Below are 24,014 nucleotides of genomic sequence, written 5' to 3' on the forward strand. Positions count from 1 at the left end.
TGTTTAGTTAATTTATTTTCACCATAAATATTTATTGCACCAATGACAAGAAAAAATATCCTTTCAGGCTCGCCTTGGGAAGACAAAATGGGTTATTGCCGGGCGGTTCGCATAGGCGCCGTGGTAGAGGTGGCAGGCACGGTAGCTATCGTAGATGGAGAGCGCGTAACGGCTACCGACGCTTACGCCCAAACCGACAATATCATTAGCCGTATTGCTGTCGTATTGAAGGAGGCCGGAGTAGGTTTGGAAGATGTGATCCGTACCCGCATTTTTACTACCGACATCACCCAATTCGATGCCATTGCCCGGGCCCATGGGGCCTATTTCGGGGATATAAAACCCACTACGGGAATCTATGAAGTGAGCAAATTGGTGGCCCCAGAGTACCTCGTGGAGATCGAATTTACGGCCATAGCCTCAGAATCCTAAAGGTAGTTTTAGGAGTTTTAGGTTTAAATATCTAAAAAATAGACTCATTCTAATGAATTTCGTAGTAAATTTGCGGCACTTTTCCTTGATTCCCACCAATTTGGGGCGAAAAGAAGGAGTGTCCATTTCATAATCCATTTTAATCCTAGTGCAAGAATGAAAATAGCGGTAGTAGGCGCAACCGGTTTGGTTGGTAGCGAAATCCTCAAAGTGCTCGAAGAGCGTAATTTCCCAGTAACGGAACTCTTGGCCGTTGCTTCTGAAAGGTCTGTAGGTAAGGAAATTACATTCAAGGGCAAACAGATAAAGGTGATCGGATTTGAAGATGCTATTCTTGCCAAGCCCGAAATCGCCATTTTCTCGGCCGGAGGAGGCACCTCTCTGGAGCTTGCTCCACGTTTTGCAGAAGCGGGAATCACCGTCATCGATAATTCATCGGCCTGGCGTATGGACCCTTCCAAAAAACTCGTGGTCCCAGAGATCAATGCCAAAACCTTAACGGTAGACGATAAAATCATTGCGAATCCCAACTGTTCTACCATCCAAATGGTAGTGGTGTTGAATCCTTTGCATGAAAAATATAAAATCAAACGCGTAGTCGTTTCTACCTACCAGTCGGTAACGGGAACGGGTAAGGCTGCCGTAGACCAATTGTTTTCGGAACGGGCAGGTGACCATAGCAAGCCTAAGGTATACCCCCACCAGATCGACCTCAACGTACTCCCCCATATCGATGTGTTTATGGACAATGGGTATACGAAGGAAGAGATGAAAATGACCAATGAGACGAAGAAAATCATAGGAGACGATTCTATAGCTGTAACCGCCACCACGGTACGTATTCCTACCATTGGAGGGCATTCGGAAGCTGTCAATATCGAGTTCGAAAATGAATTCGATTTGGATGAAGTACGTCAAATACTTGGCGCAGCCGACGGGGTGATCCTACAGGACGACCCCAAGAACCTGCTTTACCCCATGCCTTTGACCGCACACGGTAAAGATGAAACTTTCGTGGGTCGTATCCGTAGGGATGAATCTCAGCCTAAAACGTTGAACTTATGGATCGTGGCCGACAACCTTCGTAAGGGGGCTGCTACCAATACCGTGCAGATTGCCGAATACCTAGTGAAGCATGAGCTCGTAGCCGTTTCATAGGCTTAAGGGAGTCCTGTAGTAACATTAAAAAAGGCCTTGGATAGATCGTCCAAGGCCTTTTTAGGTATAAGGAGGTTTGTAAACTATTGCTAATTAAATGTTTGTAGTATAGACATTAGGCTTGTGTACTTGCTTCCCATCTGTTTTTTTGTTGAAACTGGACTAGTGGGATCAGTATGTATCGTATCCTTTGGTTACTAATATAGGCCAATAACCCGTTTATGACTGCCAATTTTGTATGAGGGGCAGTATAATGGCAATTTCCTGATCCAACTCACTTAGCAAGGAACCTACTGTTTTTTCATCATAATTCATCAGGCTTTCGAGTTGTTTGGATATATCGGTCACACGATACAAGAAGGCGGCGGAGGCTGCTCCTTTCAATCGATGGCCCACCGCCTTGATTTGGTCGAGATCGGCCTTCTGGTGGTGCAGAAGTAATTCCTCTTGGGCTTTTAATAATGCATCCTGAGCAAGGACTAAAAATTCTTTGATAAACTCTTCGTCATTCATATAATATTCTCGAAGTTTATCAACGTCAATTATCGTGGTATTGGTCATTTCCTTTATAGGTTCTATTGATTCTACTTCGAGTAATTCTTTGGTTTGAGGGAGTCTGTTGAGCAAACTCCAGATATCCTGTTCGACAAAGGGTTTCGAGATAAAGTCGTTCATGCCGACCTCCAGGCTCTTATCCCTTTCGCCTTTAACGTTGGCGGCCGTCAGGGCTACAATAGAAATACCTTCGGCACCGGGTAGCTGCCGTATGGCACGAGTGGCTTCGTAGCCGTTCATCTTAGGCATTTGTACATCCATAAAGATGATATCAGGTAGTCCTTTTTCACAATGGGCAACGGCTTCTAGGCCGTTAATGGCCTCCAGGATATGGCAATTGGGCATGAGCTTCTTGATGACGGTCTTGGCCAAAAACATATTAACCTCATTATCTTCGGCCAGTAGTATTGTCAAGGATTCCACCCTACTCGGTCGCAGCTGAGGGTCGCCAAAGGTTAAAGACTGAGTTTCCTTTTTAGTCAGTCGGGAGAGGCATTGGGTGAGTAGGTCTATTTTAATGGGCTTCATCAGTCTATAATTGACGTCTAAAGCCTCACAGCTCTTGAGCACGGTGGCGTCTTCGGCCGAGCTACTGAGCAAGACTATGGGGAGCTGGTCGGCATTTAGGCCTAATTCTCGGCGTATTTTGGCGATGGTTTGGAGGCCATCAATTTCGGGCATATGGTAATCCATCAAAATGGCGCTGAAGTGCAGGTCTCCTGAGAGCAGGTGAATCGCATCATGCCCATTTACGGCTTCCACCGACTCTATATTGAGTAGTTCCAGCATTTGCTTGAGGATCATCCGATTGTTGTGGTTGTCGTCCACAATAAGGACCCGTTTAAGGATATCGTAATGCTCCCATTGAATGGGTTCTCCCGGCTCCGACTGCAGGGTTAAGTCAAAATAAAAGGTACTACCTACCCCTTGTTTGCTAATTAATTGCAATTTGCTTCCCATCATTTTAAGAAGCTGGTTAGAAATTGCCAGGCCGAGGCCTGTTCCGCCATATTTTTTGGTGGTGGAGCTGTCTTCCTGTAAAAAGGCCTCAAATATTTTGGCTTGTTTTTCCTCTTTGATGCCAATACCCGTATCCCGCACCGAGAAGCGGCAACTCAATGCGTCGCTAAGACTAGGGTCATAGTCTAGAATTTCTATTTTTAGCTCAATCTCACCCGAAGGGGTGAATTTGGCCGCATTACTGAGTAGGTTGATCAGCACCTGTTTGATGCGTATCTCGTCTACCCATACGAAACGGGGTAGGTTATTGGGAATATTCAATAATAATTCCAACCCTTTGCTTTGTATGGGGTAAGAAATGATATCTGCCGAATCGCCCGTGATATCATAAATATCGCTTTTGGCAATGTCCAGTTCTAGCTTTCCCGCCTCAATCTTTGAAAAATCGAGGATATCATTAATGATTCCTAACAGGGAGTTGGCCGACTGATTGACGATGGTCAGGTACTGCCGCTGCACTTCGCTCATTTTTGTTTTAAGCACCAAATCGGTAAAGCCTATCACCCCATTGAGCGGGGTACGGATTTCGTGACTCATATTGGCCAAGAACTCCGATTTGGCAATACTCGCCTGTTCCGATTGCTTTTTGGCGAGTTGTAGTTCTTCTTTTTGTAGGGCCGCCTCGGTGATGTCCTGAGTGAACATCATCAGCCCTCCGACGGTCTGGTTGGGCAGGTACCAAGGATGAATTTCCCAATTAAGATATTGGTCATGGTCCCATCCTTCGGGGCGCCAGCGGTCCTCGTCATTTTTGACCACTTCCCCTTTCAATGCCCTTTGGTGGATATCTTTCCATTTCTGGGACAGATTAGGGAAAATGTCATAATGGGATTTTCCGATCACCAGACGATCTTCAATTTTGTACTCTTCTAACCATCGACGGCTCACGGCGAGGTATTTCAGGTCGAGGTCAAACATCGCTACGGCTGCAGGTGCGTTCCGGACGAAAGCCGATAGACGGGCTTTTTCGCTGATGAGTGCCGCTTCGGCCTTTTTTCGTGCCGACAGGTCGGTTGCCAGGCCCAAGTACCCAATAATGTTTTGTTGATAATCTCGAATGGAGGTCACTACCAACATCACTGGAATTGTTTCCTTATTTTTGGTCAGATAAGTCCATTCCCTTTGGTCTGAGCCATTTATTTCCGCATTATAGGTAAAGGTTCTAAAGCCTTGGATCGCCTCGCCTGCCTTTTCACTTAGTGCTGCCGCATAGTCCTGTACTTCCTGCTCGAGGTGAATAAGCTCAGGGGTATGAATACCGACAACTTCTTCTGCCCTATAACCCAATAATTTTTCAGCACCGCGGTTAAACACTGTAATCAAGCCCTGGGTGTCTGTGGCAATGATACTGACTTCAGAAGAGGCATTTAGCAGATCATTCAAGAATTTCCGGGAATTAATAATCTCCAGTTCGGTTCTCTTCTTAGCATCGATGTCTTGAAAGGTGCCATACAAGCGTTTGCAAATTCCATTTTCCATTTCAGCAAACCCTAGGGACCTTACCCAGATCTCTTTCTTTTGAGCCGTAACCAATTGGAGTTCCACGTCGAAGCTGCTACCCTCTTCCATGGCTTTCTGTACCAGAGAGAGGATGGTCTCACGGTCGGGACCTTCCTTATAAAAGGATATTCCATCCTCCATGCTGGGAATGAAGTCGGGTCCCACCTCGTGAATCTCCCGCGTCATGTCCGACCACAGGATTTTATTTCTGATCAAATCGACCTCCCATCCCCCAACTCGGGCCATTTTGCCCGTTTGAATGAGCTGCTGTTGCATGACCTGCAGTTTCTTGGCCATCACTTGACTTTCGGTAACATCTACCGAATTACCAACGACATAGTCTATGTCGTCGGCATTTTTTAGGAGAATATTATGGTAATTCCATACCCGATGACTGCCATCCTTATGCTTGGTGGTCATAAATCCGTTAGCCTTTCCAGTTTGGCGTATCTGCTCCATATACGAATGAATAGCCGAATGATGCCTCGATGGAATCAAATCATATAATGTCATTTTTAGGACCTCCTCGGGGCGGTAACCGAGTAGTTCCGCTCCAGCCCGGTTAACGGAGAGTATTTTTCCATACAAGTCGTGGGTGCACATAAACCCCTGAGAATTTTCGAAAAAAGAACGGAAACGTTCTTCGCTCATTCGTAGCTTGTTTTCTTTGAGACGCTCCTCGGTTATGTCGCGTCCTATTGCAAACAGATTGCCACTGACGGGCTCATAGGAGGCCGTCCATTGAATGTAGCGATACTTTCCCGAGCTGTTCCGGAAGCGGTGCACGAAGTTGGCCGGACTAGAATTTGGATCCTCTTTTCGATGTAAAAGTTGCGTTAATGATTGATAGGTATGTCCTACATCTTCGGGGTGAATGAGCTCATATAAGGAGGTCTTTAGCAGATAGGCTTGCTTCCATCCTAGTATTCGTTCAAATGCAGGATTGATTTGACGAAAATATCCGTTGGCTCCAGTAAGACAAATCATGTCGTTAGACAAGCGGAAAAGGTGCTCAAAATGCCGAAGTTCTTCCCGCTTTTTATGGTCGATAATCAGGTCCATGGCCTGTATCGATAGTAACTTAAGGGCCTTATGCTGAACGTCACTAAGCCTATGCGGCTTGGTGTCGATGACACAAAAACTCCCAATGGCATAGCCTTCCGGACTGACAAGGGGGTATCCGGCATAATACCGTACTCCATCGTTGGCCGTTACGAAAGGGTTATCCTTAAACCGATCGTCAAGGGTGGTATCCTCCACCTCCATTAGTCCGTCGTCTAGGATGGTATATTGGCAAAAGCTTGTCTCCCTGCTGGTTTCTTCTATTTCCATGTTATAGGACGACTTAATCCACTGTCGGTCTTTGTCGATCAGAGTGACCAAGGAAACAGGTACTTCGCAGATAATGGAGGCGAGCTCCGTAAGTCGGTCAAATTCCTTTTCAGCGTGGGTATCGACGATTCGATAATTCCTCAGAGCCTTAAGGCGTTCATATTCATTTTCCGGAATCGGTAAAGATTTCATTAGCGTTGAGTATTTCGGAATTGGACTATAAATTCATTTATAGTCCCTGAGCATTCGGTAGATAGATAAAGGGGGAGGGCCCATAAAAGGTATATCAAATTAGCAATAATTGGCCAATTTTGATAGGTTATGGCTATATATTCATATTTTATTGCTCATGGATCATAATAAATAATAGAATAAACGTCCTTTAGCGTTAAGATCTACTTTTTTTTTCACGAATTCGCTTCACCATCCTTACGGCCGACATGATGGTGATCGCAAAAATTACCAAGCCTATTACCCCCCATATCCAGTCCATGGTATTTTTTAGAACCACCAGAAAAACAATCGCAAACAAGAATATGGTGGCTACTTCGTTATACAGCCTAAGCTGTAAAGACGTGAAACGGAACTTATTTTGCCGTATTTCTTTTAAAATTTTTAAAGTGAAGAAATGATAAGCCAAGAGCCCAGCCACGAAGGCCAGCTTAAGCTGCATCCATCCTTGGTAGAGCCAATGGGGGCTCATATATAGCATAATGCCTCCAAATAATAGGGACAACCAACACGCTGGGGTCATAATGGCATTCCAGAGTAATTTCTCTGTTCTAAGATATTCTTTGGTAAGAATATCTCGTTCCACGTCACCTTTTTGTTGTGCGTCCGTATGATATACAAACAGCCGGGGCATGTAAAACAGTCCGGCAAACCAACTGACCACGAAAATGATATGTAAAGCCTTAAAATGGAGATAACTCATAAGAGACTGTTAAAAGGACTAGGGCCTTTTCTGGGATATTAAATCGAATATCCTTCAAATTTCGTAAATTATCTACAAATCTTGGAATAAACTTTAAAGTGTATGGAATCGTTAACCGAATAACATACTTAACTAAAAATGATGATGAAACTAAATTCAACCATAGGGCTGGTCACATTAGGTCTGCTATGTAGCTTAGCGGCCATTTCGTGTGCCCAATCCGATCAGAAGAAAAATACTAAAAGTACCAACAAAGTGAAAAAGGCCGATAGGTCGGGAATGGAAGTGGCGATATTCGGAACCGGCTGTTTTTGGTGTACAGAAGCGGTTTTCGAGACGCTTGATGGTGTCCAAGAGGCGGAGTCGGGCTATGCCGGTGGAGCCATGGCTAACCCTACTTACGAAGAGGTATCAACGGGCCTTAGTGGCCATGCCGAGTGTACCCGCATCTACTATGACCCCAAGGTGATCTCCTATGCGGATATGTTGGAGGCCTTTTTCCGTAGCCATGATCCTACCTCCCTCAACCGCCAGGGCAATGATGTAGGCCCCCAGTATCGCTCGGTTATTTTTTACACGACCAGTGAGCAAAAGCGGTTAGCAGCTCAGGCTATTGAGGAGCTCAATGCCTCGGGAGCCTATCCCAAGCCTATTGTTACCCAGCTCCAGAAAGCTCCTACCTTTTATATTGCTGAGGATTATCATCAGGATTATTTCGAAAAAAATCCGGATCAAGGTTACTGTGCCTTCGTAATCGCGCCAAAATTGGATAAATTCAGGAAGGTCTTCAAGGATAAATTAAAAGCTGATCAATAAATTTTAGGTCAGTTATTCGTCTAAACTACCCATTGGTGGCCCATTTTTCCCCGTTCAATAATTGGCCCCATTATCGTTTTGAATGGTTGAATTAATTGAGTTATTTTGTACCAGTTATTTAACAAAACGGTCTATTACTATGAAAAATTTTTTATTGATGTTAATGGTCGCCACCATTCTAGGCTTAACGTCTAATAAGGCATTGGCACAATTTGAAAAAGGAGATAAAATAGTGAATGTAGGAATTGGTGGAGGAGGATATGGGTTTTACGGTAGCGGATTTGCTGTTGGAGGATCTGTTGAATTTGGAATCCATGATTTCATTAGTGTAGGTGCACAAGCTGATATAAAGTTTTATAACTATGGTTATTTAAATTTTGGTTCTAAAAATTATGTAGCCCTGCCCATTGCCGCAAGGGGGTCCTATCATTATGGTAAGCATTTTTTACCTATGGATAATCTGGACCTATATGCCGGACCTGCCTTGGGTCTTAACATCGATGGGAATGAATATTACAACGGTACCAATGTTGTAATAGGAGCGTTTGCAGGAGCAAGATATTACTTCAAACCTACTATGGGAGCATTCTTAGAGTTGGCAGGTGGTTCAAATATGATTCCTGCCAAAGTTGGTCTATCCTTTAAGTTCTAAGCCGCACTTAGAATAGCATAAAAATCGCGAGCCGGTCCTAGGACCGGCTCGCGATTTTTATAAGGAGTCGTTGTTAATGCGCTTTTCTGTGGAGCAGGCCTAAAACCGGGCTATCAACGCCAGGTTACCGGTATGTAGGTGCGGATTAAAGCTGGGGATCAGCCGTACTTGCAGGGGTACGTTGCGACGGGTCAGTTCTTTCTTAACACGGCCAGCCTTATTGTTGTTTTTGGCGGCTTTTACGAAGCCTGTGATGCCAAAGATGGCACCAGTAGCCAACCCACCGATCATCATAAGGGCTCCTACTTGGGCCTGTTCGACGTTGGAATTACTGTAATATCCGGATGTGTTGTCTTCGGCGTCGATCAGCAGGGCCGTTCCAACAGCGCTGGCCACAGTCCCTACCGAAATACCAATAATTGCCTTCCTTAGGCCCTTCTTCGATTCCTTTTTATAGTACTTATAAAAGGTCTGCAGCCGATCGGTTGAGGACTCTATAACCTTCGCCTCAAACTCATTTTTGGGAGCCGGGGCTGGTTTTATGGGTTGCTCCACCGAGCTTGCTGTCCTTTGCTGCGAGCCCGGTTGCGTGCCCGGCTGCGTGCCCGGCTTATAATATTCCTGAATGAGTGCTGGCTGGTTGAGGACTTCGGTTTCCCCATTGCCATAGACGATAGAGCCTATTTCAGACTTCTGAATGGTAAACAAGGGGCCGTTTAAGTCACTACTTTTCTTGTACTTCACCGTACTGGCATCGATTTCAATGATCTTCACTTCTAGGGTGGATTGGTCCAGCAAGTGCAGGACGTCGAATTTACGGGTGGCTTGTCCGAAGGCTGTTCCTACAACAGTAAGTAGGAAAAAGAAGAGGCCTAAAAGTGTTTTCATTTGAATTTAAATAAATGGATGGTAACTAAATTCCAAATTTATTCAATTGTTTGACAAGTACTTCAAAATCTTTAGGGTACGGCGCTTCTACCCGGATAGGCTCTCCATTCATCAGGGCAAAACTCAAGGCATGGGCGTGTAGGGCCACCCGCTGAATAAGGGGTTGCTCCTCGGTATCTTTTTTGAGGTTAAACTTTTTTTTGAGGGAAGATAAATAGATGGGTTCTCCCCCATACTGCGGGTCGCACACGATGGGAGCCTTGAGGCAGGACAGGTGGATGCGTATTTGGTGCATTCTACCGGTTATCGGAATACACTCTATCAGCGAATACCCTCGGTATACCTTAAGGGTATTAAAGATCGTCTCAGCCACCTTTCCTTCCAGCTTATCTATTTTTACTACCGTGCCATTTTTGAGGGGTAGTATGGGTAAATACACCGATATACTGTCCAAATCGTGGATACCACCTACTACGGCATGGTAGCGTTTGGTTACCTGGCGGTGTTCGAACTGCATGGCAAGGTGCCTATAAGCGGCCGGATTTTTGGCAAAAGCCAGTACTCCAGAGGTCTCTTTGTCGAGGCGGTGGGCCGCTTGTAGTTCGGAATTGTATTCCTTGGCCAGGCGAAGCAGGCTACCTCCCCTGTCGGCGGTTCGCTCGTCGAGGGTGGCCAAGTGGGGGGGCTTATTGACGAGCAAAAAATCCTCGTTCTCAAATAATATAAGGTCTTCGAATTTTATTTTCATTATTCTGAATTGATACAAAAAGTCCGAAAAAATTACCGGATAAGGGGCAATTGATTCGGAGGCTTCCTTGTGTTTTTTCGTTATGGTAAAAACGTTTCCGTGTACAAAGATAATCCCAGCTAAGGTTTCTTTTAGCTTTTTACAAGGGTTTAAATTTTGGAAGCGTGCCAGTCACCACCCCTAAGGGTTATATGAGGTGTCCTACCTTGGTAGGATTGGGGTTAACGGTATCGCTCTCGACCAGGCCGTCGCGGAGGCGTACGATACGGTGGGCGTAATGGGCGATATCCTCTTCGTGGGTCACCATTACAATGGTATTTCCCTTGCTGTAAAGCTGGTCAAAAAGGTCCATAATTTCGTAGGAGGTCTTGGTGTCCAGGTTACCGGTGGGCTCATCGGCGAGCAAGATACTCGGGTCGTTCACGAGAGCCCGGGCTATGGCTACCCTTTGGCGTTGCCCCCCTGAAAGTTCGTTGGGGCGGTGGCCAGCTCTGTTCTCTAGGCCTACGTTTTTTAGGGAGATCATCGCCTTCTCGGTACGATCGGCCTTGCTGAGGCCGGCATAGATTAGCGGTAGGGCTACATTGTCCAACGACGACATTCGGGGTAAGAGGTTGAATGTCTGGAATACGAAGCCGATTTCTTTGTTGCGAATTTCGGCGAGCTCTCCTTCTGTCATGTCGCTTACATCCTTGTTATTCAATATATAACGCCCACTCGAAGGCGTATCCAGGCAACCAATGATGTTCATCAGGGTCGATTTTCCCGAACCAGAAGGACCCATAAAGGCCATGTACTCCCCTTTGTTAACGTTGATCGTTACCGACTTGAGGGCTTGAATGACTTCGCTGCCCATTACATAACGCTTGGCTATTTCAGTAGTTTCTATAATTTTCATAGGGATATCTCTTGGTATGTTCTATAGGGGATTGCTGGTGGTGAACCCGATTTTTTTATGTGGCCAAAATGGTACTATAATAGCTTTGGGTATAGAGCCCCGCCAGTACTACGGCAGCAGGCAGATAGTCTATCTCTATATGCCCTTCCGACTTCCAAACGTTTAAGTTAAAGCGAGCCGACTCCGTATCGTTGCCTACCGACCAGCTATTTTTCTTCCAATTATCAAATTTCCATAGGTATTCTTGTTGTTCGTATTCGATAACTGCGGAGCCCTTAAGGGCTTGATAGTGGATCTGGCCTAGGGTTCTTTGATTTTCTATATCCCGTATCAGGGTGTCGGTTTTCCAAAGTCCCTTGGGCTTAAAACGTAGGAGCGCACCGTTAAACTCTCCATAGGCTTCATTGGACCAAACCTTCTTTTTAAGTAAACCCACGATCAGTTTTCCCCTAAAAAGGCGATATTCTTGTTTCCATAAATTGGTCTTCCAGGTTACCTCCATAGGGTTCTTATATCTTTCAAAGGCTAAAATACGGATTTAATAAAATTCGGCTCTTTGTTTTTCGATAAGAGCACGCTGGGCCTGATAGCGTACGGCAAACGGCTGATATACGGTGGGTTCTGCAAACTGCCTTACTTTGGCTTCTGCCTCTTCTGCCTGGGCTAACAAGCCATGGTCGAGGCTTAAAAATGCATATTGCGCCCAAATTTTTGGGGCATACGTATTGAACTTCAAAGCGTCTATCACGATTTGGTAGGCCTTTTTCGTTTGCTTCTGCTGTCGGAACCAGCTGGCTGCCTGAGCTACTACCTCCTCTTCGAAAGGGTTGGATTGTAGCGCCCGATCGAAATGATGCGCCGATGGTTGCTTAATGGCTACCTTCAGCAGGGAGTCGGTACGGCTCTGGATCCTGATATTCCCCTCCACCAAAGCCTCTTTGAGCGGTGTAAGCGCGGCCTGAGGCTGCTTTTGTTGGAGTTCGTCTAGGAGTATGCCTGCCACCACCGGGTTTCCTAGCAATCCCTGACCAATGGCAACCCCTAGGGCGCCCTCTGGGCCTTCTATCACCGATAGTTCCTCTATAGCTTGTTCATAGAGGCCCAGTTGAAGCAACCAGTGGCCATATACCTTTTTATAAAGTGGCGTGGCTTCGCCGTCCTCCTCCGACCACGAGCGGAGGGTCTCTAAGGCCCGAAGCTTTTGGCCCGAATAAAAGTCAGGATACAGGGCCGCAAAATGCAGATCTTGGGCTAGGAGCGGGTTTAAAAGGCCTAGCTTGGGGTAGGTATGTAGGGGCATGGTGTCGTACTTGGCTTGGTTTTGGGCGTAGTTGACCAAATAGGCGAAGCCTTCGGCACTGAGCAGAGAGTCGGCGGGGATGGCCGAGGGCAGGAAGCTTTGCCGCTCGAAGCGCTGGCGGAGATTCTGTAAGGCGAGCCAGTTGGCCTGATACGCCAGGGAGGCATAGGACGGTCCGCTCGACTTCAACGAATCCAGCAGGTTGGCTTCTCCATTTTTACCCAATATATATAGTAAGTTGGAGGCTGGAATTTCAGGTTTTGAGGTTTTTGATTGAGCTTTTTCTAAAAAATAATAAGCTGAGTCGGCCACGTTGGTTTTGGCATAGAGCATGCCGAGGTTATTGAGTATCTCCCCATTTTCTGGAAATACGGCTACCCCTTCTTGGAGGCTATAAAGGGCGTCGAAAAATAAATTTTCGGAGATCAATACCGTCGAAAGACCTACATAAGCTTGTGGGGAGGGTTTTTTCAGTAACGCTTGCCGGAAGTAATAGGCGGCGGCATTCTTGTCGCCCTGCTTAAGGGCCAAAGATGCTAAGCCATAGTTGGATTTGTGGTTTTGAAATTCCTCCTGTAAGGCCAGTTGGTAGTATTGTTCGGCGAGGGTATACTCTTGGTTATAGCTATATAGGTCGCCGAGGCCATTGAAATAGCCGGCAATAGACTGGTGAAAGGGAAGGAGGCGCTGCATTGAAAATAAGATGACCACCCCTACGAAGCCGAAGAGGCGCGTTTGGGTTAATCCAAAGCGCATGGGTTTATACAGTACTTTGTATACTGCCAATCCCTGACGAAACAGGGCATGGAAATTCAATAAAATATACAACAGAAAGACCAGGCTCATAGCCAAAGGACCCTGCACCGACAGGTCCTCGAGGGCCTCCAAGACCGGGTCGTTGGCCATCCCAAACAGGAGCCCTACAAATGAGAAGGCTATGAGCAAAAGGCCCATATAAAGCCAAAATCCTAAGGGCCTAAACGCCAACACCCCTTGGGTAGCTTGGGCACGGCGGTTGAAGCCCCATATCCCCGTAATAGCGGCCAATATGAGGAGGTACCCGGGGTGTATCAGGGTAAGATTCCAGTCTATTTGTTTGGTGTTTTTCAGGTAAAAGAGCAGTAGATAAGCCAAATAAAGTAGGGAGATAACCAGGAAGTTGGGGAGGCCTTTTCTGCCATTGCTGCCTCCAGCCGTGCTCACCCACACCATGGCGGCCATAAGTTCCGTAGAGATCATGACCATAAATACCATGCTGAGCAGAAGCCATAAGGGCATGGAATAGCTGACGAAGGTAAAGGCTACTGAGGGCAGTGGGCTGGTGAAGGCTACCAGGAGAGCTAAGGTGAAGGATATCAGGAGCATGGCTCCTATGCGCAGGGCAATACCGACGTCGGGACGGAAGGCGTGGAAATAATAGCTGATGCCGGTATAAAGCATTAGGGTAAGCAGGAATAGGGCTCTGCTCCCAGTGCCAAAAGCATAGAGCATCTCGAGTCGGACGCCCGCCAACAAGGCTATAAAGGCGAGCATGGCGGCCAAATACCAAAACCTTGGTAAGGTAGTAATGGCCCCCAAGAGGAAGGATAGTCCTGAGAGGGCCAAAACGATAAAAATATAGATGGCTGATTGGTCAGGCTCCATGACGGATGCAACAAACTGCTCGGCAATCAGCTGGGTGGGGACCGACACCCCATATTGCCAACTTTCCAGACGTAGCAGATCCAGTACGGCCGATGTTTCGCTCAGCTCACTCAATACATTCCATTGGATGCTGTTGCTCAAGGGGTCTAGGCTTTTCCATGCCAGAAATACCAGGGCCAGGCCAGCCAAAATAAAGATGGTAACGGTGAGTCGGCGTTCGGATGCCGACCAAAATTTCCAAAAGAAAAGGTCTTTCATCATTGTCTGTTAGATATTGCCTATGCTAAACGGACCAGCAGGCCGACAAATATACAATTCTGAAAAGTTTCTGTAGAATTATCTACATTTTACCCTCCCGATTCGAATTTCGGGTCTGCAGCCCGCCTAGTTTAGGGGGCAGAGGGGTAGCAGAAGCCCCGTTTATAACCGATAAGGCATGAAGAGTAAAATACAGAGGAATGAAGAATTTGGTAAAAAAAATTGGGTTAGGTAAAAGAAATAGAGCGAAAACGGCGGTTTTTCTCGAAAATATCCAATATTTCGTGGTCGACACTATTGGTACTGAACAAATTATCTCCTACTTTTGCGGTCTGAAAATAACCTCATTGAAAATATTCATAAATATATAATGGCAAACGCGACAAACAAAGGAAAGATTACGCAGGTAATTGGCCCAGTTGTAGACGTATCATTCGAAGAGGCAGGTAGTATACCCGCAATCTTAGATGCGTTGGAGGTCATCAAGACTAATGGACAACGTGTAGTCCTTGAGTGTCAACAGCACTTGGGTGAAGACAGGGTTCGTACCATTGCGATGGATAGTACCGAAGGGATGCAACGTGGTATGACAGTTACCCCATTGGGTTCTCCTATCAAAATGCCTACTGGCGAAGCCATCAAAGGCCGTTTGTTCAATGTGATCGGTGAGGCTATTGACGGTCTTACTCCCATTGACTCGACCAATAATGGGTTGTCTATTCACCGTGCCGCTCCCAAGTTCGAGGATTTGGCAACGGGTACTGAGGTACTCTTTACGGGTATCAAGGTAATCGACCTTTTGGCACCTTACGTGAAGGGTGGTAAAATTGGTTTGTTCGGTGGTGCCGGTGTAGGTAAAACCGTATTGATCCAGGAGTTGATCAACAACATTGCCAAGGCTTATGCGGGTCTTTCTGTATTTGCCGGTGTGGGTGAGCGTACTCGTGAAGGGAATGACCTGATGCGTGAGATGATTGAAGCGGGTATCATCAAGTATGGTGACGCATTCAAGCATAGCATGGAAGAAGGTGGTTGGGACATCTCTAAGGTAGACTACGAAAGCCTTAAAGACTCACAAGCGACCTTTGTGTTCGGACAGATGAACGAGCCTCCTGGGGCCCGTGCTCGTGTAGCCCTTTCAGGACTTACCGTAGCCGAATATTTCCGTGATGGAGATGGCGAAGGACAAGGACGTGATATTCTTTTCTTTATTGATAATATTTTCCGTTTTACTCAGGCAGGTTCTGAGGTATCCGCCCTTTTGGGTCGTATGCCTTCGGCCGTAGGTTACCAGCCCACTTTGGCCACTGAAATGGGCCAGATGCAGGAGCGTATTACTTCTACTAAGCGTGGATCTATTACCTCTGTTCAGGCTGTATATGTACCCGCGGATGACTTGACGGATCCAGCACCAGCAACGACCTTTACTCACTTAGATGCTACCACGGTATTGAGCCGGAAGGTATCTGAAAAAGGAATCTATCCTGCTGTGGATCCATTGGATTCGGCTTCTCGTATCTTGAATGCCGAGACGCTAGGTGCCGAACACTACGACTGTGCTCAGCGCGTAAAAGGGATTTTGCAACGTTACAAGGAATTGCAGGATATCATCGCTATCTTGGGTATGGAAGAACTTTCCGACGAAGATAAATTGGTGGTATCCAGAGCACGTCGTGTTGAGCGTTTCTTGTCGCAACCCTTCTTTGTTGCCGAGCAGTTTACAGGTCTTAAAGGTACTTTGGTAGATATCAACGATACCATCAAAGGATTTAACCTGATCATGGATGGTAAATATGACCACCTCCCTGAAATGGCTTTCAACTTGGTAGGTACCATCGACGATGCCCAAGCCAAAGGAGAGAAAATGCTTGCAGAAGCGACAAAATAATCATGTATAAACAACGGTGCTCAGGGAGCGTCTGGCCTCGTGCTGGCACACCCTTCCTGGTTAGGCCGTTAAACATACCGCAGAAGATATGCATTTAGATATCATTACACCCGACAAAAAGGTGTATAACGGAGAGGCAACTTCCGTGATACTACCGGGTACCGAAGGACAGTTTCAGGTATTGAACCGCCATGCCCCACTCGTAAGTACTTTGGGTAGAGGGACGGTCGTAGTAGATACCGGTGCCGACAAACAGACTTACACCATCGATGGTGGTGTAGTAGAGGTGCTCAACAACACGGTGCTCGTACTTGCTGAGGCTGTTTTGTAGGTATTCATATAGATTTTAAAAAAGCAGAGGCTGTAAGGTCTCTGCTTTTTTTATGGCCCATCTTTTGGTTGATTCTTAACGGGTAAAATTCAGCGCGTAAGGATTCGAAGGGTCCATATGAAAGGGTAGAAAACCTCCTTATTCCAAATCATTTAGCTTAAATATTCTAGAATTAATTGCATTTTTAAACAATAATATTTTAATATTGTTTGAATTTTAATAGTCCTATTTTTAGAATTACTTGTATATCCATAGACAATTGTTCAGCGTCTATTTTCAAACCTTCACCATTTCAATATATGTTGAAAAAACGGCTACCATCTACCCTCATGTTTTCTCTCATTTTTCTATTTGCCTATGGCAAGGTTCAGGCTCAGTCTGATGCCTTTATCGGAGAGATAAAAATGTTTGCAGGAAACTTTGCTCCGGCAGGCTGGGCATTTTGTGATGGGCAACTTCTTCAGATCGATCAATATACGGCATTATATGCCATCCTAGGCACACAGTATGGCGGCGATGGCGAAACTACTTTCGCCCTTCCTGACCTACGAGGAAGAGTACCTATGCATGAGGGAACTGGCCCGGGCCTAACTATGCACCGTTTAGGTGAAAAAGGAGGTAGTGAGACGGTTACGCTTACCACCCATCAACTGCCCAATCATACCCATACGGGCACGGTCCAAATCGGAGTAAGTGACCAACCAGGCAACTCCTCTAACCCAACCAATGCCAAGCTAGCCAATACAGGGGCTTTGGACAAAGAATACACCGACCAGGCAGCCACGGGTAGTCTGGGAGCCGTTACGGCCACCATCGGAGCAACGGGTCAGGGTGAGGCTGTCAATATGATGCAACCTTACACTACCATCAACTTTATTATCGCCGTCGTAGGTTATTTTCCAAGCAACTGATTTCTAATCGATTAATTTTATTTGTCGTTTTTTTTCGATCATACTCATATGAAGAATCAATACGCTAGGCTCGCATACCTCTTATTAGTATGGACGGTCTTTCATGCCGATCTGATGGCCCAAGGTTCCAAAACCATAGAAGTAGGCGGGGCCTGTATTTCATCCGTCATATCACTGACCGAATCTGCGTTTTCACCGATTGATGGGAAGCCCGCTTATGAAGGTATAGGGACGGTCGCAGGGCTTTCGAATATTGACGTAGCCATATATTGGGATAACGGAGAGGGCAAATGGCTCCTGACCTTTAGTGGGCAGCCCTTTTTTTATTATGATGGCAACACCATGGACCCACCCAATAATCTACTTGGAAGCTGGGTGTCGGTGTCCGATGGTGACTGTTCCACCGTCACTCCACTAACCATCGGTGGTACTGGCACCCAATCCGATCCCTTGCCCGTACGGTTGATCTCCTTTAAAGCGACAGTACGTGGTAGTAACGTCATTCTAAGCTGGAGCACGGCAGAAGAATGGGGTAACGCAGGATTTAATATCCTTCGATCCCATGACTTGGTCCATTGGTCCTCTGTTGGCTACGTCGATGGAAAAGGAACGTCCTCTACCGTCCACAGCTATCAGTTTGTGGATAGGGAAGCATTGCCTCAGACCAGCTATTATAAGTTAGAGCAAATAGATATTGATGGATCCAGGGACGTTTCCCGAATTGTAACCGTATCCAGTAAGGTCTTGGATTTGCTTTTATATCCCAACCCTTCCCACGACTTTCTGGAAATAATGCTGCCAGAAGGTGTGGAATGGATTTCAGCCAGAATTGTGAATCAGTTAGGGCAGGTGGTACAAAGGCCCATAGTAGCGCGCCATATTCCTGTGCATTCATTACCTACAGGAAGCTATTTACTGACTTTAGAAACCATCAGTGGGCAGTCCATCAGCAAGCGGTTTACGAAGCATTAGGACGGGTGTATATCCTAGCTGCCCGCTAAAAAGCCTAAATTTAATTCGCTTTCTGCGTACTCCCATAGCTTTTTGCCTATCCATTGGTCTTTAGCGTATTCTGAAATATAAGCGGATGCAGGAAACCCTGTCATTTCACCTTCTCCATCGGGACCCACGTAACTGCCTCCTTCAAGGGGTTCTGTAGCGGCAAACAAACTGGAGAAAGCACCTTGATTTGCACTCATATGGGGAAACTCCTGGATCATGGCTGGATTATCAGTTCTAAGTAGTTCCGTTTTGCTTATTCCAGGATGTGCTCCAACGGATATGGTAGAAGAGCCGACCCCCTTCAAACGCCTTTGTAGCTCGATTGAAAAGATCAGGTCAGCCACTTTGCTTTGTCCATATTCTCTGAATTTGTCATAGGGCTTTTCTAACTTGAGATTTTCAAAATCGATTTTGCCGTTTTTATGAGCAATGCTACTTAGCGTCACAACTCGGCTATCTTTCGTCTTGCTAATAACCTCGAATAACAGGGCGGTTAGCGCAAAATGGGCTATAAAGTTGACGCCAAATTGTAGTTCGAAACCATCCTTGGTTTTACTCGCTGGAGGAAACATGACCCCGGCGTTATTAATCAGCACGTCGAGTCGGTGGTGTTTTTCTAAAATGCTTTCTGCAAAGGTCTTCACCGATTGTAAATCGGTAAGATCCACTATTCCTGCCTCTAATTTGGCCGATGGGCACTCGCTTTTAATGTTAAGTATCGCTTGATTAATTTTGTCGATATTTCGACCTGCTAATAGGACCAATGCGTTTTTCTTGGCCAATTCCAAAGCGGTTTCATACCCGAGCCCTGTATTCGCTCCTGTAATGAGGATGGTCTTTCCAGTTTGATCTTTCAGATTTTTTGTTGTCCAATTCATCATGTTCTATGATTTTAAATTCCAAATATTACTTTGGCGTGATGTGTATCCATATACTCTTTCATTCTTTTTATTTTTCCATTTTCAATTACAAATAGGAAATGGTAGTAATTCTCATAGCTCGTTCCCATAGCGGTTTTGGCTTTGATTTCTGCCTCGGCCGCCACGCTATTTCCCTCTGCTATCATAGAAGTGGCTTTAAAATCGGTCCCCTCGGGAAAAAAATTCGAGTTCTTGAAAAAGGCAAGAAAATATTCGGCATCGTGTTCTCCTGCTGTAGCCAGGTATTCGGGCTTGCCAATGATCCACCAACTAAAATCGGCCGTAATCTTTCTTTTTAGCTGGTCAATATTTGAGGTCCTCATGGCCTCAATAAATTCGGTCACTAACGCTTTGTTTGCTTTAAATTCCATTTTCGTTGTTTTTAGATTGATAATTAAATGCAGCACGGATTATGCCGGAAACTGGCCTCTTTAATCGCCTCAGATTGTCCTTTTTATTCTTGTAAATCTAGGCGTCTTACTTTACTTTTGAAAGTAGTTACACAAATGGGAAGTAATAACAATCAGGTAAGTATTATTGTAAATCAGTAGGTTATGAGACAAAAAACTTTAGAAGAATATACGCAGTGCCCCTTTCACTTGGCCATGAATACCTTGGAGGGCAAATGGAAGTTTGCGATTTTATATGTGCTGCTAGACAGGGGAACCCTGCGATTCAAAGAATTGGAGCGCTTTATTCCAGATATCTCTACCCGTATGTTGGTGAAAGAATTGAAGCATCTGGAAGAAAAGAAAATAGTCATCAGAAAAGCATATGCTACTGTACCTCCCAAAGTCGAATATTCGCTGAGTGAAATAGGAAAAAGCCTCCAGCCCGTCATAAAAAGTATATCCAAGTGGGGGGAGTTTTATTCGGAGTCCATCTCGAAGCTAGATGAAAATGAGGTGGAACCTAGCTACTAGGGGTTATTTTATTTAATTATTTTAACAACTTGATTTACATAGACTTATTTATCGGACTTTACTCTTTCGGTTTTCGTAAAGTTGACATAGCGATAAGGTTTTAGCACCGATTGTTGCAGGGAGAGCTTATAAGTGCCCCAAGGGTAACGGGCTTCGGTGCGTATCGTTTCTGTTTCGAATGGAGGCGTGTTTGCCCTGCCTTTAACCAATAACTCGCTCATTACGCGCCCGTCCATGCCTTCGGGGATAGGGAGTCCATAAAGGCTGAGAATGGTAGGCGTCAGATCTATGTTGGAAGTGGGTAGGGTGCTGCTAAAGGTTTTTTTGAAATCGGGACCATCTGCCAGTAGGGCGATGTCGATCTCATAGGGGCTAGAGCCTCCATGCCCCGCAATACCGCCCGAAAAGTCGGTTCCTGCATAGCCATTCTCATTGCGGTCGTCGGTCCAATTGGGTGCCACCAGTATGTCTCCTGAGCGGGTGGGATGGTGGTAATGAATCGCATCGAATGATAAAGTCCCCTCCACCCAACCTAGGTTACTGCCTTTCTTTATGGGTTTGGTAAAAACCGCCCCTAGCCAGTCTTGCTGATGTAAGGTGGCGACAATTTTTTTGATGATGGCCTTATCATTTCCTTTTACATAGATAGCCCCTTCCGATACTACTACATCATCCGACTCTCTGTTTTTTTTATATCCTTCTTGGATGAGTAAGTCGGTTAAGTTATTCTTGCCTTGATGGGTTACGAAGCCATGGTCGGCCGATATCAGGATATTGTAGTGCTCTCTAAGCCCACGAGCCGTTAGGGTGTCGAGCAGCCGGCCGAACTGGGCGTCGACGGCACGAATAGACGCTATAGCCTCCTCCGACCCTATGCCGTGGCTATGGGCCGCTCCGTCGGGGTCAGAGTACCAGATGGCGCTTACCAGGGGACCCTCTTGTTTTAAACTATACTGCACGAGGGCGTCGGTTATCCACCGGTGTTTGGCAAAAGGGTTGGCACCGTCTTGGGGTGCCGGGCCAATAGCGGCTTCCACTTGGCTTTTAAAAGTTTCTGGTAATATCATCCCTACATTGATGATGGCGCCTCGGCCTACCTTGTGGTTTTGTAAAAAAGCCTGGCCTGTAGAGCCTGAACTAAAGACCATCATGCGCTCTCCTGCCGCCTCCAGCACTTCCCCTATGGATACGGCAGTTAGCAGCTGCCCCGATTCTGAAGCGTCAATTTTGCTAAGGTCGCCGTAAGAAGTCCCTAGGGCTTTATGGGCATTTACTTTAGGGAAATATACGGAGTTTCCGAGTAGTCCATGGGTGCCCGGATAAGAGCCAGTGGCATAGGACGAAGCGTTCACTCTGGTAACGGTAGGGAACACGCTGTGGTGATGTTGGCCATAGGATGCTCCTTGCTTAAAAGCGAACAGATGGGGCATCTGTTCCTGGGTAATATAGTCGGGGCGAAGTCCATCGAAGAATATGATAAGGGTCTTGTTTTTCTGTCCTACACGTTTTCCTGGCGACTGGGCCTTGGTAAAATGGGGTACAACGGGTTTTATTCCGATATGCTCCGCCTCTGCCAGGAAGTCCGACACATTATTGACCAATACAAAATCCACTCCGTCGGCTATCAATTGTTTAAATTCCTCAGGTGTTTTGGCATAGAAATGGTTGATTTTTACTCCCTGTTCTCTGAGCGCTTTAAGGGGCTGGGTACGGTCTTCACCGGGTTGAGGGCGTAGCAGTTGTAAAAATTCGGCCTTCCGCTTGATGGTTTCTTCTGCGTATTTTGGGGTGTTGGCCCGGTAGCTACCTTCTACATTGCAGATCTGTATGGAGGGGACGGCACTTTTGGCGGCGTCGGCTTGTTTTTCCGAGCAGGTCAAAAAGGCTTGGTGGAGCCTCCCTGTCTTGGCGATGAGGCGAGCCGCCTTAGCAGCAAGCTCCTCTCCTCCCTTTAGGTGGCAGTTGAGCCATACATTGTCGGGCATCATGGCTAAGGTCTCCTCAAAAGTCGGCACGGGTGTTCCTTTGAAGGCTTCGGACTTTTTAAGGCCCGCATCTAAGGTACGGATCTGTGCGAAAGTCAGTTCCGATACCGCTCCATGGCCATCGGTGGTGCGGTCGACGGTGCCGTCGTGCATGATCACCATCACGCCATCTTTGGTGAGTTGGATGTCGAATTCGATCATCTGCGCACCGAGCCTTATCGCTTCTTCAAAAGCGGGAAGGGTGTTTTCGGGATGGCTATCCATGCATCCGCGGTGGGCGCAGAGCCCTCTTTCAGGCATTTTTATTTTGGCTTGTTGTGCCAAGATGGGAGACCATAGGCCTCCCATCAGCATCAACAAAACCAGGTTCAACCAAGTTGCTGTTTTGGTAAACATAAGTTCTAGTTTTAGCGATATATTGCTGGTGGAATCACTATTGGTTCCACCAAACTTTGATATTACTGTCGTCACCACCCATTGAGGCTACTGCCCCTGCCAAGGCTTCCGGATTCATAGACTGCAAATAGGTAGGGTATGGTACCCTTTCTGGGAATAAGTTTTCGGCCGGAATTCCTGTTCCTCGGGGTAATATTGGATATCCGGTCCTCCGTTTTTCGAACCAGGACTGATAGTCTACAAACAAATAGGCATAGTACTTTTGCAGCATCACTTGCTCGAGCTGTTTCTCCTGACTAGCGCTAGCGTCGAAGGCTATGCCTTGGCGCCCAATAAAATTGGCGGGCATGGTAGCTCCCCATTGGTTCATAGAAGCGGCAATTCCACGCTCGTAATGCTGCTGGGTGGTGGCACCAGTGGAATATCCCTTCAAAGCTAGCTCCGCTTTAATAAACTCTACCTCGGCCAGCGTCATCATCACGCCAAGCTGGGGCAAAGTCTTAAGACCATCCGAATAGCTCGAATGCGAGCCTACCGTATATTCCGTGCTAGTAGGATAGCCACTTTCAATCCCCGTATAAGCGAGTTCGGAACCCGACATCACCTGTGTAGCCCATACGGCTCTACGGGGATCCTCCACCTGATTCATGAAATCCATAAAGAATTTGGTGTAATAGGTTCCATCCCGCCAGTCTACTTGCCTAGCGTTATAGTAGGGGTTATAGAATGGATAGGTACCTGGGTAGCGGAATATCGCTTCTTGTGAATTTACAGTAAATACGGGAAACTGCACGGGGTTGGCCAGTATGGCGGTAATTTGCTCCTTGGCATTCACCGTGCCTTCTTTGGCCGACACTCTTAAAAGGAGCCTTAGACGTAGAGAATTGCAGAACCGTTTCCAGTTGGCTATTCCGGGATTTTTACCCCCCGACAAGGTGTTGCTTTTGTATACCATATCGCCTCCGTAGGTCAGGGCCTTGGTGTCGTCCAATAGTGTATTGGCTGTTTCTAAGTCCTGGAGTATTTGAGGATAGATGGCCTCCTGTTTGTCAAAGGTAGGTTTAAAATTACCATTGATGGCCTGGTTTGCCTGGGAGTAGGGCACGTCGCCATAGAGATCGGTGAGGATGGAGTAGCTCCAACTCTTGTAGATCAGCGCTATGGCCTTATAATTATTCTCTTGAAGCTCATCGGCAATTTGGTACATGTCCTCAATGTCGGTAAGGTACAAATAGAAATTGCTCCAGACGGCGTTACCAGGGGTGATCACATAGCGGTGCATCCCTCCCCCATCGGTGCTCGTCCGAGGAGCATCTACCTGCATGAGTTCGTGGGTAAAGTCCAGGGCCTCGTCGATGGTCGTGTTCACGATCCGATATTGCAACTGGCTTAGCATTACCCCCGGGTTGATCTCCTTGGGGCGGTTGGGGTCGGTATTTAGGTCCTCGAAGCCGTCGGTGCAGGATAGCAACAGACTTAGGAATAGAATAAATGGAATATATGCTTTCTTAAACATGAGGTCG

General features: G+C 46.4%; 20 protein-coding genes. 9 read left to right on the forward strand and 11 right to left on the reverse strand.

Annotated elements, in window-relative coordinates:
* The first annotated feature begins 42 nt into the window (after nt 1-42).
* Together CLV98_RS19885 and CLV98_RS19890 are read left to right on the forward strand one after the other, a co-directional pair.
* Nucleotides 43-432 (forward strand): RidA family protein, encoded by a 390-nt coding sequence (locus CLV98_RS19885; RefSeq protein WP_109677265.1) that lies wholly within the window; start codon nt 43-45, stop codon nt 430-432.
* 156 nt (nt 433-588) lie between these two features.
* Nucleotides 589-1,590 (forward strand): aspartate-semialdehyde dehydrogenase, encoded by a 1,002-nt coding sequence (locus tag CLV98_RS19890; RefSeq protein ID WP_109677267.1) that lies wholly within the window; start codon nt 589-591, stop codon nt 1,588-1,590.
* 219 nt (nt 1,591-1,809) lie between these two features.
* Here the strand turns inward: CLV98_RS19890 and CLV98_RS19895 are convergent, their stop codons facing one another.
* Together CLV98_RS19895 and CLV98_RS19900 are read right to left on the reverse strand one after the other, a co-directional pair.
* Nucleotides 1,810-6,189, reverse strand: coding sequence for a PAS domain S-box protein (locus CLV98_RS19895; RefSeq protein WP_109677269.1), 4,380 nt, complete (start codon nt 6,187-6,189; stop codon nt 1,810-1,812).
* A gap of 196 nt (nt 6,190-6,385) precedes the next feature.
* Nucleotides 6,386-6,931 carry a CopD family protein gene (locus CLV98_RS19900; RefSeq protein WP_109677272.1) on the reverse strand — a complete coding sequence of 182 codons (546 nt, stop codon included), beginning with the start codon at nt 6,929-6,931 and terminating at the stop codon, nt 6,386-6,388.
* Between the two features lie 138 nt (nt 6,932-7,069).
* Between CLV98_RS19900 and msrA the strand changes: the two genes are divergently transcribed.
* Nucleotides 7,070-7,747: a peptide-methionine (S)-S-oxide reductase MsrA gene (msrA, locus tag CLV98_RS19905; RefSeq protein WP_229203479.1), complete on the forward strand. Its 678-nt coding sequence runs from the start codon at nt 7,070-7,072 to the stop codon at nt 7,745-7,747.
* 139 nt (nt 7,748-7,886) lie between these two features.
* Nucleotides 7,887-8,399, forward strand: a complete 513-nt coding sequence (locus CLV98_RS19910) for a hypothetical protein (protein ID WP_109677273.1) — start codon at nt 7,887-7,889, stop codon at nt 8,397-8,399.
* A gap of 99 nt (nt 8,400-8,498) precedes the next feature.
* Here CLV98_RS19910 and CLV98_RS19915 read toward each other — a convergent pair whose 3' ends face one another.
* The 5 genes from CLV98_RS19915 to CLV98_RS19935 form a co-directional block, all read right to left on the reverse strand.
* A complete protein-coding gene (locus CLV98_RS19915) occupies nt 8,499-9,287 on the reverse strand; it encodes a hypothetical protein (RefSeq protein WP_109677275.1) in 789 nt (262 codons plus the stop codon).
* A 25-nt stretch (nt 9,288-9,312) separates the two neighbouring features.
* Nucleotides 9,313-10,035: an RluA family pseudouridine synthase gene (locus tag CLV98_RS19920; protein WP_109677277.1), complete on the reverse strand. Its 723-nt coding sequence runs from the start codon at nt 10,033-10,035 to the stop codon at nt 9,313-9,315.
* 187 nt (nt 10,036-10,222) lie between these two features.
* The gene (locus CLV98_RS19925) at nt 10,223-10,933 is read right to left on the reverse strand and encodes an ABC transporter ATP-binding protein (RefSeq protein WP_109677279.1); all 711 of its coding nucleotides are present in this window, start codon (nt 10,931-10,933) and stop codon (nt 10,223-10,225) included.
* A 55-nt stretch (nt 10,934-10,988) separates the two neighbouring features.
* Complete coding sequence (locus CLV98_RS19930) at nt 10,989-11,435, reverse strand: hypothetical protein (protein ID WP_109677281.1); 447 nt, start codon at nt 11,433-11,435, stop codon at nt 10,989-10,991.
* 36 nt (nt 11,436-11,471) lie between these two features.
* The gene (locus tag CLV98_RS19935; RefSeq protein WP_229203481.1) at nt 11,472-14,138 is read right to left on the reverse strand and encodes a tetratricopeptide repeat protein; all 2,667 of its coding nucleotides are present in this window, start codon (nt 14,136-14,138) and stop codon (nt 11,472-11,474) included.
* A gap of 367 nt (nt 14,139-14,505) precedes the next feature.
* Here CLV98_RS19935 and atpD point away from each other — a divergent pair, with 367 nt between their 5' ends.
* The 4 genes from atpD to CLV98_RS19955 all read left to right on the forward strand — a co-directional run bounded on the left by atpD (nt 14,506) and on the right by CLV98_RS19955 (nt 18,237).
* Nucleotides 14,506-16,023, forward strand: coding sequence for a F0F1 ATP synthase subunit beta (atpD, locus tag CLV98_RS19940; protein ID WP_109677284.1), 1,518 nt, complete (start codon nt 14,506-14,508; stop codon nt 16,021-16,023).
* Nucleotides 16,024-16,111: 88 nt separating this feature from the next.
* Nucleotides 16,112-16,354, forward strand: a complete 243-nt coding sequence (atpC, locus tag CLV98_RS19945; protein WP_109677286.1) for an ATP synthase F1 subunit epsilon — start codon at nt 16,112-16,114, stop codon at nt 16,352-16,354.
* A 329-nt stretch (nt 16,355-16,683) separates the two neighbouring features.
* Entirely contained in the window at nt 16,684-17,265 is a 582-nt protein-coding gene (locus tag CLV98_RS19950) for a phage tail protein (RefSeq protein ID WP_109677333.1), read from the forward strand.
* A 48-nt stretch (nt 17,266-17,313) separates the two neighbouring features.
* Entirely contained in the window at nt 17,314-18,237 is a 924-nt protein-coding gene (locus CLV98_RS19955) for a T9SS type A sorting domain-containing protein (protein WP_109677288.1), read from the forward strand.
* A 14-nt stretch (nt 18,238-18,251) separates the two neighbouring features.
* Here the strand turns inward: CLV98_RS19955 and CLV98_RS19960 are convergent, their stop codons facing one another.
* A complete protein-coding gene (locus CLV98_RS19960; protein ID WP_229203482.1) occupies nt 18,252-19,148 on the reverse strand; it encodes an oxidoreductase in 897 nt (298 codons plus the stop codon).
* Between the two features lie 11 nt (nt 19,149-19,159).
* Nucleotides 19,160-19,558, reverse strand: coding sequence for a nuclear transport factor 2 family protein (locus CLV98_RS19965; RefSeq protein ID WP_109677290.1), 399 nt, complete (start codon nt 19,556-19,558; stop codon nt 19,160-19,162).
* A 183-nt stretch (nt 19,559-19,741) separates the two neighbouring features.
* Between CLV98_RS19965 and CLV98_RS19970 the strand changes: the two genes are divergently transcribed.
* Nucleotides 19,742-20,110, forward strand: coding sequence for a winged helix-turn-helix transcriptional regulator (locus CLV98_RS19970; protein WP_109677292.1), 369 nt, complete (start codon nt 19,742-19,744; stop codon nt 20,108-20,110).
* Nucleotides 20,111-20,154: 44 nt separating this feature from the next.
* On the opposite strand, the gene CLV98_RS19975 is transcribed toward CLV98_RS19970, so the two are convergent.
* Together CLV98_RS19975 and CLV98_RS19980 are read right to left on the reverse strand one after the other, a co-directional pair.
* Nucleotides 20,155-22,491 carry an alkaline phosphatase family protein gene (locus CLV98_RS19975; protein ID WP_229203483.1) on the reverse strand — a complete coding sequence of 779 codons (2,337 nt, stop codon included), beginning with the start codon at nt 22,489-22,491 and terminating at the stop codon, nt 20,155-20,157.
* Nucleotides 22,492-22,528: 37 nt separating this feature from the next.
* Complete coding sequence (locus CLV98_RS19980; RefSeq protein WP_109677294.1) at nt 22,529-24,007, reverse strand: SusD/RagB family nutrient-binding outer membrane lipoprotein; 1,479 nt, start codon at nt 24,005-24,007, stop codon at nt 22,529-22,531.
* Nucleotides 24,008-24,014 lie beyond the last annotated feature (7 nt).

Source organism: Dyadobacter jejuensis (genome assembly GCF_003149085.1).
Taxonomy (GTDB): Bacteria; Bacteroidota; Bacteroidia; order Cytophagales; family Spirosomataceae; genus Dyadobacter; species Dyadobacter jejuensis.

Bases quoted from the DNA above. Each gene is read 5' to 3' on its own strand.
- CLV98_RS19885 (WP_109677265.1), top strand. From the start codon at position 43: ATGACAAGAAAAAATATCCTTTCAGGCTCGCCTTGGGAAGACAAAATG.
- CLV98_RS19890 (WP_109677267.1), top strand. From the start codon at position 589: ATGAAAATAGCGGTAGTAGGCGCAACCGGTTTGGTTGGTAGCGAAATC.
- CLV98_RS19895 (WP_109677269.1), bottom strand. From the start codon at position 6,189: ATGAAATCTTTACCGATTCCGGAAAATGAATATGAACGCCTTAAGGCT.
- CLV98_RS19900 (WP_109677272.1), bottom strand. From the start codon at position 6,931: ATGAGTTATCTCCATTTTAAGGCTTTACATATCATTTTCGTGGTCAGT.
- msrA (WP_229203479.1), top strand. From the start codon at position 7,070: ATGATGATGAAACTAAATTCAACCATAGGGCTGGTCACATTAGGTCTG.
- CLV98_RS19910 (WP_109677273.1), top strand. From the start codon at position 7,887: ATGAAAAATTTTTTATTGATGTTAATGGTCGCCACCATTCTAGGCTTA.
- CLV98_RS19915 (WP_109677275.1), bottom strand. From the start codon at position 9,287: ATGAAAACACTTTTAGGCCTCTTCTTTTTCCTACTTACTGTTGTAGGA.
- CLV98_RS19920 (WP_109677277.1), bottom strand. From the start codon at position 10,035: ATGAAAATAAAATTCGAAGACCTTATATTATTTGAGAACGAGGATTTT.
- CLV98_RS19925 (WP_109677279.1), bottom strand. From the start codon at position 10,933: ATGAAAATTATAGAAACTACTGAAATAGCCAAGCGTTATGTAATGGGC.
- CLV98_RS19930 (WP_109677281.1), bottom strand. From the start codon at position 11,435: ATGGAGGTAACCTGGAAGACCAATTTATGGAAACAAGAATATCGCCTT.
- CLV98_RS19935 (WP_229203481.1), bottom strand. From the start codon at position 14,138: ATGATGAAAGACCTTTTCTTTTGGAAATTTTGGTCGGCATCCGAACGC.
- atpD (WP_109677284.1), top strand. From the start codon at position 14,506: ATGGCAAACGCGACAAACAAAGGAAAGATTACGCAGGTAATTGGCCCA.
- atpC (WP_109677286.1), top strand. From the start codon at position 16,112: ATGCATTTAGATATCATTACACCCGACAAAAAGGTGTATAACGGAGAG.
- CLV98_RS19950 (WP_109677333.1), top strand. From the start codon at position 16,684: ATGTTTTCTCTCATTTTTCTATTTGCCTATGGCAAGGTTCAGGCTCAG.
- CLV98_RS19955 (WP_109677288.1), top strand. From the start codon at position 17,314: ATGAAGAATCAATACGCTAGGCTCGCATACCTCTTATTAGTATGGACG.
- CLV98_RS19960 (WP_229203482.1), bottom strand. From the start codon at position 19,148: ATGATGAATTGGACAACAAAAAATCTGAAAGATCAAACTGGAAAGACC.
- CLV98_RS19965 (WP_109677290.1), bottom strand. From the start codon at position 19,558: ATGGAATTTAAAGCAAACAAAGCGTTAGTGACCGAATTTATTGAGGCC.
- CLV98_RS19970 (WP_109677292.1), top strand. From the start codon at position 19,742: ATGAGACAAAAAACTTTAGAAGAATATACGCAGTGCCCCTTTCACTTG.
- CLV98_RS19975 (WP_229203483.1), bottom strand. From the start codon at position 22,491: ATGTTTACCAAAACAGCAACTTGGTTGAACCTGGTTTTGTTGATGCTG.
- CLV98_RS19980 (WP_109677294.1), bottom strand. From the start codon at position 24,007: ATGTTTAAGAAAGCATATATTCCATTTATTCTATTCCTAAGTCTGTTG.